14 protein-coding genes and 1 pseudogene are annotated in these 12913 nt (G+C 70.2%); 12 read left to right on the top strand and 3 right to left on the bottom strand.

From position 1 onward, the window contains the following. Positions 1-184: 184 nt before the first annotated feature. Entirely contained in the window at positions 185-940 is a 756-nt protein-coding gene (locus tag ACF089_RS23125) for a DNA-methyltransferase (RefSeq protein WP_392029452.1), read from the bottom strand. A 522-nt stretch (positions 941-1462) separates the two neighbouring features. Between ACF089_RS23125 and ACF089_RS23120 the strand changes: the two genes are divergently transcribed. The 9 genes and pseudogenes from ACF089_RS23120 to ACF089_RS23080 all read left to right on the top strand — a co-directional run bounded on the left by ACF089_RS23120 (position 1463) and on the right by ACF089_RS23080 (position 9904). After that, positions 1463-2584, top strand: coding sequence for a C40 family peptidase (locus ACF089_RS23120; RefSeq protein WP_392029450.1), 1122 nt, complete (start codon positions 1463-1465; stop codon positions 2582-2584). 79 nt (positions 2585-2663) lie between these two features. Continuing rightward, positions 2664-2972, top strand: coding sequence for a DUF6112 family protein (locus ACF089_RS23115; RefSeq protein WP_392029448.1), 309 nt, complete (start codon positions 2664-2666; stop codon positions 2970-2972). 1 nt (position 2973) lies between these two features. Further along, positions 2974-3672, top strand: a complete 699-nt coding sequence (locus ACF089_RS23110) for a hypothetical protein (protein ID WP_392029446.1) — start codon at positions 2974-2976, stop codon at positions 3670-3672. Positions 3673-3702: 30 nt separating this feature from the next. After that, a complete protein-coding gene (locus tag ACF089_RS23105; RefSeq protein ID WP_392029444.1) occupies positions 3703-5163 on the top strand; it encodes an ATP-binding protein in 1461 nt (486 codons plus the stop codon). A gap of 95 nt (positions 5164-5258) precedes the next feature. Continuing rightward, positions 5259-6731 (top strand): SCO6880 family protein, encoded by a 1473-nt coding sequence (locus tag ACF089_RS23100; protein ID WP_392029442.1) that lies wholly within the window; start codon positions 5259-5261, stop codon positions 6729-6731. Beyond that, entirely contained in the window at positions 6728-7318 is a 591-nt protein-coding gene (locus tag ACF089_RS23095) for a hypothetical protein (RefSeq protein ID WP_392029440.1), read from the top strand. Before ACF089_RS23100 ends, ACF089_RS23095 begins: the two co-directional genes overlap by 4 nt. Before the next feature lie 73 nt (positions 7319-7391). Beyond that, the gene (locus tag ACF089_RS23090) at positions 7392-7844 is read left to right on the top strand and encodes a DUF6238 family protein (RefSeq protein WP_392029438.1); all 453 of its coding nucleotides are present in this window, start codon (positions 7392-7394) and stop codon (positions 7842-7844) included. 29 nt (positions 7845-7873) lie between these two features. Beyond that, positions 7874-9388: pseudogene (locus tag ACF089_RS23085) on the top strand (ATP-binding protein). A 48-nt stretch (positions 9389-9436) separates the two neighbouring features. Next, complete coding sequence (locus ACF089_RS23080) at positions 9437-9904, top strand: hypothetical protein (RefSeq protein ID WP_392029436.1); 468 nt, start codon at positions 9437-9439, stop codon at positions 9902-9904. Between the two features lie 34 nt (positions 9905-9938). On the opposite strand, the gene ACF089_RS23075 is transcribed toward ACF089_RS23080, so the two are convergent. Further along, positions 9939-10538: a hemopexin repeat-containing protein gene (locus tag ACF089_RS23075; protein ID WP_392029434.1), complete on the bottom strand. Its 600-nt coding sequence runs from the start codon at positions 10536-10538 to the stop codon at positions 9939-9941. Between the two features lie 124 nt (positions 10539-10662). Then, positions 10663-11019 (bottom strand): hypothetical protein, encoded by a 357-nt coding sequence (locus ACF089_RS23070; RefSeq protein WP_392029432.1) that lies wholly within the window; start codon positions 11017-11019, stop codon positions 10663-10665. 119 nt (positions 11020-11138) lie between these two features. Between ACF089_RS23070 and ACF089_RS23065 the strand changes: the two genes are divergently transcribed. The 3 genes from ACF089_RS23065 to ACF089_RS23055 all read left to right on the top strand — a co-directional run bounded on the left by ACF089_RS23065 (position 11139) and on the right by ACF089_RS23055 (position 12913). Next, the gene (locus ACF089_RS23065; RefSeq protein ID WP_392029430.1) at positions 11139-11312 is read left to right on the top strand and encodes a hypothetical protein; all 174 of its coding nucleotides are present in this window, start codon (positions 11139-11141) and stop codon (positions 11310-11312) included. A gap of 86 nt (positions 11313-11398) precedes the next feature. Next, positions 11399-12073 carry a hypothetical protein gene (locus tag ACF089_RS23060; RefSeq protein ID WP_392029428.1) on the top strand — a complete coding sequence of 225 codons (675 nt, stop codon included), beginning with the start codon at positions 11399-11401 and terminating at the stop codon, positions 12071-12073. A gap of 39 nt (positions 12074-12112) precedes the next feature. Beyond that, complete coding sequence (locus tag ACF089_RS23055) at positions 12113-12913, top strand: DUF317 domain-containing protein (RefSeq protein WP_392029426.1); 801 nt, start codon at positions 12113-12115, stop codon at positions 12911-12913.

The following is a 12913-nucleotide window of genomic DNA, read 5'->3' as shown; positions in this document are numbered from 1 at the left end:
GATCTGTGGATTCGGGCACGAGAGGGTCTCCTTGACGCCGAGAACGTTGAATCGGGATTACGGCAAACGATCCGAAGATTCCCCGGTTTCACCAACCGGGGATCAGGTGCTATAGATACTCCGCGTGCGGTCCGGACGGGCCGGGCAGCGCCACCCGGCCGGTCCGGACCGGCAATCACACGGGCTATGCGGTAAGGCCGAAGTCGTCCTGGGTCCGGGCCTGCTGGAGGGTTTCGGTGAGACGCTGGGAGGCGACCTCGGCGTAGTGCTCGGTCTTCTCGACGCCGATGAAGTCACGGCCCTCCAGCAGCGCTGCCACCCCCGTCGAGCCGGAGCCGGTGCAGAAGTCGAGGACCGTACCGCCCGGCGGAGCGATCTGCACCAGCTCACGCATCACCGAGACCGGCTTCTGCGTAATGTGCTGCCGGTTCTTCCCCGACGGCTGCGACGCCGAGTACAGGCCCGGCAGGTAGACCGGGTTCCGGGCAGCGTCGATCGGCCCGTTACTGGCCCAGATGATGAACTCGCAGTTCTGGGTGAAGCGCCCCTTCTGGGGCCTGGCCTGGGGCTTGTGCCACGCGAGCACGCCGCGCCACAGCCATCCGGCCGCCTGGATCGCGTCCGTCGTGACGGGCAGCTGACGCCAGTCCGTGAACAGCAGCGCCGTGCCCCCGACCTTGGTGAGGCGGTGGGCTTCGGTCATGATCTGGGTGAGCCAGAACCCGTAGCTGCGCTGATCCATGTTCTCGCCGGTGAAGTCCGGCAGCGTATGCCCGGCGTCAGCGGAGGTGTACTTCTGGCGCGCGGTGCGAGACGTCCGTTCTTTCGCGGTGCGCCCGCCGCTGTTGTACGGAGGGTCGGTGATCACGCTGTCGACGCAGTCGTCCGGCAGACCGGCGAGGACGGTCAGAGCGTCGCCCTGGTGGAGGGAAAAAGGCAAAGGGATACCCCAGTTTCGAGTCGGGAATCGGTGAGGGAGAAGTCCCCCTTGCCCGCGTTCAGGGGCGAGTCTGCTGATGCGGGCAGGACGAAGGCCCGCGCCTGACGCGGATTGCTGGAGGGGGATGCCAAAACTCTAGGGCACGATCCCCGGTTGACCGCTATCGCACCCGAAACCCATCGGCCGGACAGCGGCAGGGATGGTCAACTATTTCGCCAACCGGGAATTTGGGCTTACTGTTTTGGAACTGCCCGGTGAACACCGCCGCTGGCCATCCCTGTTCACCTTCCATGGAGCATTCCCATGTCCCGCCGCACCTGACCGGCACCCTCCGCGGCGCGAGCGGCAACTCGCCGTCCGGATAAGCCCCACGACGTCCCCACCACCGGCCCGCGGCCCTCTCACACCGGACACCACCGCGGCCGGACCTCACTTCCAGGAGCCCCTTATGACACCCCCCTGCTCTGATACTCCCGGTGGCCGGCCACCGGTGGCCGAACCCGCTGCGGGAGGCTGCACCGGTTGAAGGCCGCAGCCGCCGCCATCGGCGTCTTCTGCCTCTCGCCGCTCCTTCTCGCCGGGACTGCCGTCGTGGTCGCGTCCGACAGCAGCGCCGCCCTCGACCACACCTCCTGCACCACCGGCACGGACATCGACACCGAGGCGGTCGCGGCACAGGTCGCGGCCATCCTCGGCGGCGAGGGCACCGACCAGGACATCAGGATCGAGGGCCTCGAACTGCCCGCCGAGCAGATTCCGCACGCGAAGACGATCGTCGCAACCGGCATCTCGCTCGACGTTCCCGAGCGCGGACAGGTCGTGGCTCTGGCCACCGCGCTGCAGGAGTCCCGGCTGCGTAACCTCGACTACGGCGACCGCGATTCACTCGGCCTGTTCCAGCAGCGGCCGAGCATGGGCTGGGGCAGCCCCGACCAGATCCGCGATCCCGTCTACTCCTCCACCAAGTTCTACGAAGGGCTGCTGGACACCCCGGGCTGGCAGCAGATGACCGTCACCCAGGCCGCCCAAGCCGTCCAGAAGTCCGGGTTCCCCGACGCGTACGCGCAGTGGGAGCCGCTGTCCCGGGCACTGCAGAAGGCCATCGCCGAGATCCTCCCCGACCAGGGCGAGGCCCCCGGCGAGACGCCGGACGAGCCCTCCGGGAACGGTGCCGGGTGCGTGCCCGGCGAGGACGGTTCCGGCTTCGGTCCGATCCCCGACGGCGCCTTGCCCGAAGGGTATGAGATCCCGAAGGACGCCGACCCGAAGGCCCGCAAGGCGATCACCTGGGCGATGGGACAGCTCGGCACCTCCTATCAGTGGGGCGGGACCTGCACCGACCCTCGCGGGCCCGACCCGATGGGCCGCTGCGACTGCAGCTCCCTCACCCAGCAGGCGTACCGCGCCGCCGGCGTCACCCTGACCCGCACCACGTACACCCAGGTCAAGGAGGGCAAGGCCGTCTCCGCGAAGGCCATGCGCCCCGGTGACCTGATCTTCTCCCGCGGCACGGCCGCCGTGCCCGAGCACGTCAGCCTCTACATGGGCTCCGGGCTCCTGATCAACGCACCCCGGACCGGGACGAACGTCCGTGTCGAGCCCGTGAAGGACACCACGATCCTCACCGTGCGCCGCGTCCTCTGACGCCCTCCTTCCCCCTCTCCTCTTCCCCTGTTTCCCGCAGGCCCGGTTGCCTGTGCACGCAAGGAGCTTCGCCATAGCCATGTCTCTCGCAGACCGCGTCACCCATCTCGCCTTCGACCCGGGCATCACGCCGAAGGGAGGCGGGCTGCCCGGTCTCGACGTGCTCCGCAACGTCGTCAGCAGCATCAACATGTTCGGGATCATCGCCGTGGTCGGAGCCCTGGCCGTCTCCCTCGGGGTCTGGGCCTGGGGCCACCACTCCGGCGGCCACCAGGCCGAGGCCAACGGAAAGAAGGGCGCCCTCGTCTCCGCGGGCGCCGCGCTCGGCCTCGGTGCCGCGAACGGCATCGTCGCCTTCTTCTCGGCCCTGGGAACGCAGGTCAACTGAAGTGAAACGATCCCGCACCACGGCCGCACTGCACCGTCACACCACCGACTGGTCGGCCAACCGCCGCGTCGCGGTCGTGACCGCCGTGCTCGCCCTCCTGGTCACCGTCGCCGGCCTCGCCGCCTACGTCACCGGCCGGGGCGACCAGGGCCCCAAGCCCTCTGCTCCCTCCGCGCCCGCGGACCCTTCCGTGCCGTTCACGGACAAGGAGGGCAAGCCGTCGCCGGGCCCGGACCGGGGCTCGGTCGCGGCGCCGCCGCAGATCGCCGATCCGCTGGCCTTCGGCAAGGCCGCCGCGGCGATGCTGTGGTCCTACGACACCCGCACCACCACGCGTGACCAGCAGCTCGCCGGGATGCGGGCGTGGATGACGGACGAGGCGAAGTACAGCGACTGGAGCGGGGTTCAGGCCCAGGTGCCGGATCCGGTGCTGTGGTCGCGAATGGGGGACAACGCCCAGTACGCCACCGCGACCGTCGGCCAGGCCGCATTCCCGTCGGCGTTCAAGCAGGCCCTCGCCGACAACCCGACGGCCCTGAGTGAGGCGTACATCTACGCCGTCACCGCCACCGGCAAGCAGTCCATCACCTGGAAGGGCGGCGGGGGCGGAGCCGAGGACCGCTCGGTCACCCTCGCCGTCCAGTGCCGCCCGAGCGCGGACTGCGCACTCGTCTCCATCGCTCCCCGCGTCGCCCCGTAACCGCCACCACGAGAGGAGGGGGTGTCCCTCATGGATTTCTGTGATCTTCCCCTGGCGAACACGGTGTGCGGTGTCGCCGATGCCGCGAAGTTCGTGTCCGACCCGGGTGCCGCGATCGGCAACTGGATGGCCAAGTCCACCGGCGAACTCGCCGCCGCGGCGGCTGACCTCGCGGCTGACGCCGTCAACGCAACCACCAACATCGACCTGAACGCGGGCTGGTTCCGCGACAACTACGAGACCCTGCTGCCGATCGGCCTGATCGTGCTCGTCGCCACATTCTCCGCCCAGCTCATCAGGGCCGCGATGAAACGTGACGGTCAGGCCCTCACACAGGCGTTCACCGGCACCGCGTCCGGTGTGATCTTCGCGTTCGCCGCCATCGCCCTGACCACCGTCGCCATCGAGGTCACCGACGCCCTGTCCGACGGGTTGTTCAAGGCTGCCGGCACCTCGATCGAGGACGCCGTACGGCGCATGGTCAAGGTGAACCAGATCGGTGCCCTGACCGGCCTGGGCTGGCTGGTGATGGTGTTCGCCGGCCTGGGCGCCGCAATCGGGGCGTTCCTGTACTGGTGCGTGATGATGGTCCGCAAGGTCGGCATCCTCGTCCTCGTCACCCTCGCGGTGTTCGCCGCGGCGGGCGGCGGCTGGGAGGCCACCCGCCGGTGGCGTCGCGGCTGGATCGAAGCCACCGCCACCCTCATCGTCTCCAAGCTCCTGATGACGGTCGTGTTCCTCCTCGGCATCTCCGCCATGGGCAAGACCGAAGCGAGCGACGGCCTCGCCGCCCTCGCCGACGTCATGGCCGGCATCGTCATCATGATGCTGTTCCTGCTCTGCCCGTACGCGACGTTCAAGTTCGTGCACTGGGCCGCCGAGGGCACCAACGGCGAGGACATCCACCGTGCCGGTGGTGCCGGTGCGCAGCTCGCGAAGCAGCATGCCGAACGCGCGGGGCGCAAGGCCGCCGCGATGGCGGCGACCGCCGGAACCGGCGGAGCGGCCGGTGCCGCAGGAGCCGCGGGAGGTGGCGCGCCGCAGGGTCCGGACTTCGCCGACGGTGGGTTCCCGGGCGATATCGCCTCCTCGTCCACCAGCGCCGACAGCGGTAGCCGTGGGCAGCAGGGTGAGGGGCAGAGCAGTGGTGGCCTGGGGGGCGTGTCTCCCGCTGCCGACACGATGGCCAAGGGCGTGGAGCAGGCTGTCCAGGAAGCCCCCGTCAGCCCGGGTCCGGGCGAAGGATCCGGATCCGGCGGGCAGCAGGCCGGTCCGGCGTCGCCGACGGCCGCCGATCAGGAGGGTGGTAGCTGGTCAGCGGTTCCGGCCGATGCCGCAACGCCCACGGCGCCCGCACCGCAGGGTGCTCCGGCCAGTTCCGCGCCGCCGCCCCCGCAGGGAGCTGCGCCCGTGCCGGACACCACGGCCGGCACCGGTCCGAGCGTATCCGGCGGGCCGGCGAGCCCGCCGCCCTCGCCCACCGGCTCCTGACCTTCCGTCGTCCTGCCGGGCGGAGCACCGCGGCGAACAATCCACCTGCGGTGTTCCGCCCGGCCCCGCCCCACGCTTCCTGGAACGGTTCCCCCTTGTCTGAACTCTCCGCATCTCCAGCCCCGGTGACGGTGAAGTTTCCGCACCGCTCGCGTCGCGGCATCCTCCTGGGTCTGTCCCTGCCGCAGCTGACCCTGGTCTCCGCCGCGCTCGCCCTGCTGATGGTCACCGTCGTGTCCACCGGCCTCACCGGTGCCTTGGCTCTCGCCCCGCTCTGGGGATCGGTCGCCGCCCTCGTCTTCGTGAAGCGGAACGGCCGGTCCCTGATCGACTGGGCCCCGATCGTCCTGCGCTACCTGTTCCGGCGGCGTTCCGGGCAGACTAAGTGGCTCGCCCGCCCGGTGTCCCGGCCCCGGCAGGACGGCGTCCTGCACCTGCCCGGTACCGCCGCCTCACTCCGCGTCGTCACCCCCCACGGGTCCGAGGCCGCCGCGGTGCACGACCCGCACCGCCAGACCCTGACCGCCGTCGCCCGCATCTCCTCCCGCGCGTTCGCGCTCCTCGACCCCGCGACACAGAACGCCAACGTGAGCGGCTGGGGCCGGGCGCTGGCGAGCGTCTCCCGCACCGGGCACATCGCCGCGATCCAGGTCCTGGAGCGCACCGTGCCGGACTCCGGCGACACCCTGACCCGGCACTGGGTCCAGCAGGGCCATCCCGACACCCCGGTCGCCGGGCAGGTGTATGCCGACCTCGTCGCCTCCGCCGGACCGGCCGCCGCCCCCCACGAGTCCTACCTCGTCATCTCGCTCAACCTGAAGGCCGCCAAGAGACTGATCAGCCAGGCGGGCGGAGGCTTGCCCGGTGCGTTCACGGTGATGGAGCAGACGACTTCCTCGGTCACACAGGCCGCACGTGGTGCGGGGCTGACGGTGGCCGGGTGGCTCACCGCCCCGGAGATCGCAGCGGTCATCCGCACCGCCTACGACCCGGCATCCCTGTCGCGGCTGCAGCAGTGGTCCGAGAACGGCCGGGCCGAAGCAGACCCGGAAGCGGCGGGCCCGGTCGTCCAGGTCGAGGAGAGCGACCGGGTGATCACCGACTCCGCCCGGCACGCGACCTTCTGGGTCGAGAACTGGCCCCGCACCGAAACCAGCGCCGGGTTCCTCCACGGGCTGATGTTCACCGCCGGAGTGCGCCGCAGCCTCTCCCTCATATACGTGCCCAAGACGCTGGAGGCCGCGCTGCGGGATGTCCAGCGCACCAAGGCGACGATCATCGCCGACGCGGCGGAGCGCAGGCGCCGGGGCATGGTCGACTCCGAGGCCGACAGCATCGAGTACGCCGACGCCAAAAACCGTGAGCGGCAGCTGATCGCCGGGCACTCCGACGTCGATCTGACCGGACTGCTCACCGTCTCCGCCCCGACCGACGCCGCGCTGGACGCCGCGTGCGCGCAGATCGAGACCGCCGCCGGATCCGCCCAGGTCGACCTGCGACGGCTCGACTTCCAGCAGCCCGACGCGTTCACCACCGCCGCCCTCCCCCTCGCCCGGATCGCCCTGTGACCACACCACACCTTGAACCAATCCTCGCGGAGGAAATCCGGGCGCTCCTCGGCCCCCTGCGCGAGATGCTCCTCCGCCACCAAGCCCAGCTCGACGAGCACCGCACCCCGGATCGGGAGGTGATCGAAGACCGGTACCCGCAGTACGAGGAAGTCCGCCTGACGACCGCCGTCGAAGCCAGTGACGCGCTCGACCTCGTCGTGAACCGTCTCGAACGTCTCGTCGCGGCCCATCCTCAGCGCACGTTCACCCTCGCGTTCACCGGGCCCGGCCACGAGGACGGGGCCAGCCCCTGGCTGTTCGCCGTCCACGGCACCGACCTCGCCGGCGCACACGACGCCCTCACGCGGCTTCCGTCCTTCCGCCAGTGGGTGGTGGACACCCGTGGACCCGACGATCCGCCCGACCCCACCGGTCACGTCGCTTTCGTCCCGGAACAGAGCTACGCCGGCACGGCGGCACCCGGCACATTCCACGATCTGCGCCACGAGCAGTCCTGGTGCCCACCGAGCAGCACCCCCTCGCGTCCCGCCCCGGGGCCTCCCCCTTCCCGCCCCTCCGGCCCGTCACGGGGCACCGGCCGCTGACCACGGCATTCCAGTCCGCAGAAACGCACCAGCCCCCTCCGCACCATGAGCCGTCCCGGCACCAAGGACCCTCTTGACCTCTCCCCCCGACGCATCCCCCTACCTGCGGGCCGCGACCGCCGGCCTGCGCCACCACGCCCGCGCCCTCACCAAGGGGAGTCCCACCGCACCCCGGCCGGCGGACCGTGCCCACCTGGACACCCTGCACGCCCATCTCACCGTCCTTCACCAACTCCTGGACCAGCTGACCGAGCAGATCCGGCCCCCGCACCCCACGGCGGGACGGCAGCTCGCCGCCGCCCACACCCGGATATGGCAGGCCGGCGCGGCAGTCCACGACGCCTTCCACACACTGCCCGCCACACCCGGCGGCAGCGGCTCGGACTGCGACCCGGAACGGCTCCCCGAAGGCCCGCCCGTGCTGACCGTCTGCCAGCGCCACCTCACGGCCGGACATGCGATCCGCCGCAAGACCACCCCCGCCTCCCTCACCCCGCTCCACGGCCACACCACCCACGCCTCATGAGCGGGCCACGCCGAAACGAGCCGCCCACGATGAACCACCGGCCCGCCCGCCGCGCCCGCCGCGCCTCCGCCAGCCCGCTGTTCACCCCGCACGGAACGGACCGCGCCGGCCGAAAGAAGGCCCGCCGCCAGCTCGCCGAAGCCACCGCCCAGGCCCGCGCCGCCGCCACGGCCCACCCCGGCGGACAGCAGCCGGCCGGAGAAGAGACTCCGCCCCCGCTCTACGGGCCGGCCGGCCGGCCGGGCCCCGCCTCCGCCCGCGGCTCGAAACTCAAGCTCCCCGCGCACCGTATGACCACCGCCACCGCCAGCGGTGCGTACCCGTTCCTCGCCGAAGGCGGGCTCGGCGCGGACGGCATCTACATCGGCAGGGACGTTCACGCCGAAGCCGCCTTCTCCTTCGACCCGTTCACCCTCTACGGCAAGGTCGAAGGGTTCACCAACCCCAACGTCCTGCTGGCCGGGGTGATCGGACAGGGGAAGTCCGCCCTGGCCAAGTCCTTCGCGCTCCGCAGCATCGCGTTCGGCTACCGCGTCTACGTCCCCTGCGACCCGAAGGGCGAATGGACCCCGGTAGCCACCGCACTCGGCGGCACCTCCATCGCCCTGGGCCCCGGGCTTCCCGGCAAACTCAACCCCTTGGACGCGGCACCCCGCCCGATCAGCGTGTCGGAGACGGACTGGGCGACCGAGATCCGCAAACGCCGGCTCCTGCTCCTCGGATCGCTGGCCCGGACCGTTCTCGGCCGGGACCTCGCGCCGATGGAGCACACCGCCCTCGACGTCGCCCTCGACACCGTCGTCACCGACGCCGCCGCCACCGGACGGGCCCCGCTCCTCGGCGACATCGCGTCCACCCTCAACAACTCCGGTCTGCTGGACATCGCGGGCGGCACCATGTCCGGGCGGCTCGGCGACGCCGCCCGCGACCTCGCCCACGCACTGCGCCGCATGGTCCATGGAGACCTGGCCGGGATGTTCGACGCGCCGAGCACCGTGGCGTTCGATCCCAGCAGCCCGATGCTCACCATCGACCTGTCCCGCCTCGGGGGCTCCGGCGACGACACCGCCCTCGTCCTCGCCATGACCTGCGCCAGCGCCTAGATGGAGAGCGCGCTCACCGACCCGAACGGCGGCCGGCGCTGGATCGTCTACGACGAAGCGTGGCGCCTCATGCGCCACCCCGGCCTCCTCCAGCGCATGCAGTCCCAGTGGAAGCTCTCCCGGGGCCTCGGCATCGCCAACCTCATGGTCATCCACCGGCTGTCCGACCTGCTCACCGCCGGCGACGCCGGGTCCCGCGGGCGCGCGCTCGCCGAGGGACTGCTCGCCGACTGCTCCACCCGCATCATCTACCGCCAGGAAAACGACCAGCTCCAGGCCGCGGCAGCCCTCCTCGGCCTCACCAGCGTCGAAACCCAGGCCATCGCCCACCTCAACCGGGGACGCGGCCTGTGGCGGGTCGCCGGACGGTCGTTCGTCGTTCAACACCTTCTACATCCGCACGAAATGCAGCTTTTCGACACAGACGCCCGGATGCATTAGAAACCCCGCCGGTTCCACACTCCGGCGCACCACCCACGACGAGGACCGATGCCCACCCCCACCACCGAGCAGATGACAGAACATCTCCAGGCACTGAGTGCCGGCCTCCGTGACGCCTTCGCGCGGCTCGAACTCCTCGACGAGACCGGCCGCGTCCCCTCATCCCCGCTGTTCGGCACACTGATCCGGCACGTCGCCGCGGCACAGGACCTGTCGCGCACCGCCGTGCACCTGGCGACCGTGATCGGGATCGCGGACCAGAGCAGCCTCCTGGCCCACGAGACGGACGGCAAGGTCCGTGAACAGATGGCTGCCGCCGCGACACACGACTGCTCCGCAGCCCAGCTTCTTTCCGCAAAGATCGTGTCCCTCGCAGGTCACGTCTCTTTGCCCGGGGACCGAGGTGGCAGCGTGTGTCTCGTTCATAGGACACATACTGTCGCTTTGAGCGCCTGCGGGAGGGTAACAGGAGTCACATTCCCAGCGGTCCTCTGCGGCCGGCCGGGGAGACGCTGATGAAGCCAGTCGGCCAGCCGCAGAGGGAGGTGTGTCAGGGCTTCAGGACAATTGACAGACCGGGCCAGTACTTGGTGATCGGCCCGCTTTCCAGCGTGTCGTCCGTCTCGTACCGCGCGGTCTGGTCTCCCTTGAAGAACCAGAAGTGGTTGCCCGCGTTGGACACCGCGTCCAGATCACGGGCGAAGATGGTGTCGACGAGCCCCGGCCACGCCGAGACGATCGAGCTGACCTCCACCGTGTCGTCCTTCCCGTAGCGGACGGTCTGATCGCCCCGGAAGAACCACGCGTGGTTGCCCACCTGAGTACCCGCGTCCACGCCGTCGGCGAAAGGCGTGCCGCTGAGACCGGGCCAGTACTTGGTGATCGGCCCGCTTTCCAGCGTGTCGTCCGTCTCGTACCGCGCGGTCTGGTCTCCCTTGAAGAACCAGAAGTGGTTGCCCGCGTTGGACACCGCGTCCAGATCACGGGCGAAGATGGTGTTGACGAGCCCCGGCCACGGCGAGGCGATCGGGCCGAGTTCCGCCTTGTCGTCCTTTTCGTAGCGGACGGTCTGATCGCCCCGGAAGAACCACGCGTGGTTGCCCACCTGAGTACCCGCGTCGATTTTCGACCACTGTGCGCTTTCAGTCATTCCCGTACACCTTCCTCAAAGGATTGGATTCGCCAACCGTATTAACATCCCCTAGCGTCCGTCCAATCGCGCATTGAATTAACGTTCACTCGCCGTAGTTTTCGATCCAGATGCTTGAGATCCTTCACCCGTAGGTCGAATGTTCTATATTGCGCCCGGTGGTTGGCCTCCGTATGGCCAGGGTGGTGACCTTGCCTCCTGCCGACGCCTCTGTGCGCAGGCGTTCGATCTCCAGGTGCTGGGCGAGCAGTTTGAACGTTTCGAGTTCGCTGATTTCGGTCTTCTGCTGGTCCAGTTGGCTTCTGAGTTTCGTGTTCGCACCCTTGACCCGTTCGATCTGCGCGGTTCTGGGGTCGACGATGGCCCCGGCGTCCAGGAGGAGTTTGCGGCGTCGTTCGAATTCCTCGGCAAGGTGTTGGTAGGTGCCGGGGCGAGTGGTGCCGTCGCGATTCTTCTTGGGGTAGAACGCGGTGCGGGTCACTCCGGCCTCGGCGGCGAGGGATTTGAGGTCGCATTTCCCGCCGGTCGGCAGTTCCCCTCGCCTCCGCCGCCCCGGCCCCCGCGGGCGGCTCGTCCGATGCCCGGCGGAGACAGGGGCGGATGGTCGTGGACCATGCCGAGGCCCGGGCCGAACTGCGCCGGGCGGCCGAGGCCACCGACCGGACGATCGCGTTGCTGAAGAACCACGGCGAACTGCAACAGTTCCTCGCCCCCTTGCGCAGTCCCGCCGCCACGCCGGCCGTTCGGCAGCCGCCCCCACGGCGAGCGCGGTGACATCACCCGGGTCCCGTATTCCACGCGAGAGCGGACCCCGCCGTCCAGAACCACCACCTCACCCGATCTATCTGTGAGAAGCACCCATGGACTTCACCGAACTCTCCCAAGAGACCCAGCCAGGGCGGGCCTTCGACGTGGCGATGGACGGCACGCTGCATCTCACGCTGCGCGCCGACAACGCGGGCCATGCCCACTCGCGACTGGCCGACCTCGAATCCTCCGAAGCCGGCGTCGGTATCGCCCTCGGCGACGGCGTCCGTCTGTCCCACATCACCTACGGCACCACGGACAGCTACAGCCTCAGCCCGGCCGACAGCGCGCCCGCCGTCCCCGGCGCCCGTCCGTCGCCGGAACCCATGCCGACTGCGGGCTCCCCCGACGACTACCTCCTCGGACGGCTTCTGCAGTCCGTGACCGACCAGCTCAACGACACCGACTCGTACACGAGGGCCGCCGCGCTACTGGACCAGATCCTCGACCCGCACTACGGGCTGCTGGAGAAGCCGTCCGACTTCTTCGAGGCCGCCGCCGAGAAGGCTCGCGACGCCGAGAGCGACGACGGCTTCGATCTGCGAGACGACCTCACCGACGCCGCGGCGGACGTGCGGCAGTTCGGCGAGCAACTCCACCTCGCCTCGGTGCAGATGCGCGACCTGAGCCCTCTGCCGACACCGGGTACGACGGCGCGGACAACAGCCAGCTCCGTGAACAGCGTTGTTCTGCCGCCTCTGCCTCCGAAGCCCGGTCGGCTCCGCTAGCCCCCGCCACACCCCGCCCGTTCCCGAAAGGCCGTTCCCATGTCCGCCCAGCAGCCCCTCGCCCCCGACGAGCCGGTCTACCTTTCCCCCCGCTACCTCGCGGCCAGCCCACCCACCGAGCACCGCCAGCACCTGGAGTCCTTCGCCCGGACCCACGCCTGGTCCCTCGCCTCCGATACGTACGTCTCCACCGCCACCAGCCCGTGCGAACGGATCATCATCCGCCACGACCGGACCGCCGAGGGCCTGGGCCTGCACCTGACGATCACCGCCCGCACCGGACCAGACGCTCCCGCCCGCTGGCAGGCCGACGTCGCCGGAGCCGCACCCGTCGAGATCCTTGCCGCCCTCACCGCAGCCGTCGCCCGCGGCCTGGAAGCCGACGCTGACCATCTGGTTTACGGAATCGGCACCGAGCCGGAGATGCTCGAGCTGTATGTCGACGAACGGTGGGAACTCTCCCAGGGCCTGGGGCTGGTGGGCATCCAGGCCGTGGACGGGCTTGCCGCCATGATCGGCCGGCCTTCCGGCACGGACGCGCCGCCCCTTCAAGAGGACGACAGCATCGCCTGGCATGTCTTCGCCGCCACCCCGGCGGCCGGGCCTCTCTGGGGCATCTCCTTCACCTATGAGGCGCCGACGTTCATCGTCAACACCGTCCTGAACGAGACCCTGGCCCCCGAGCCGCTGGTGCGGCCCGCCGCCCTCGCGCAGCATCCCGAACTCGCCCGCCTGGTCACCGCCCGCCGAGTCCGGCCGACGGCTGGGGAGCCCCCGCGCAGCGGCCCCGGGCTCCCCCCGCGGGCGCCCGGCTCCCCGCACCAGCCGCGCACCCGTTGA

The organism is Streptomyces sp. NPDC014894 (assembly GCF_043080985.1).
GTDB lineage: Bacteria > Actinomycetota > Actinomycetes > Streptomycetales > Streptomycetaceae > Streptomyces.
This window is presented reverse-complemented; position numbering and strand designations above follow the sequence as displayed.

Coding starts and splice junctions, on each gene's coding strand:
- ACF089_RS23115 (WP_392029448.1), top strand. CDS start 2,664: ATGTCTCTCGCAGACCGCGTCACCCATCTCGCCTTCGACCCGGGCATC.
- ACF089_RS23105 (WP_392029444.1), top strand. CDS start 3,703: ATGGATTTCTGTGATCTTCCCCTGGCGAACACGGTGTGCGGTGTCGCC.
- ACF089_RS23080 (WP_392029436.1), top strand. CDS start 9,437: ATGCCCACCCCCACCACCGAGCAGATGACAGAACATCTCCAGGCACTG.
- ACF089_RS23075 (WP_392029434.1), bottom strand. CDS start 10,538: ATGACTGAAAGCGCACAGTGGTCGAAAATCGACGCGGGTACTCAGGTG.
- ACF089_RS23065 (WP_392029430.1), top strand. CDS start 11,139: ATGGTCGTGGACCATGCCGAGGCCCGGGCCGAACTGCGCCGGGCGGCC.
- ACF089_RS23060 (WP_392029428.1), top strand. CDS start 11,399: ATGGACTTCACCGAACTCTCCCAAGAGACCCAGCCAGGGCGGGCCTTC.
- ACF089_RS23055 (WP_392029426.1), top strand. CDS start 12,113: ATGTCCGCCCAGCAGCCCCTCGCCCCCGACGAGCCGGTCTACCTTTCC.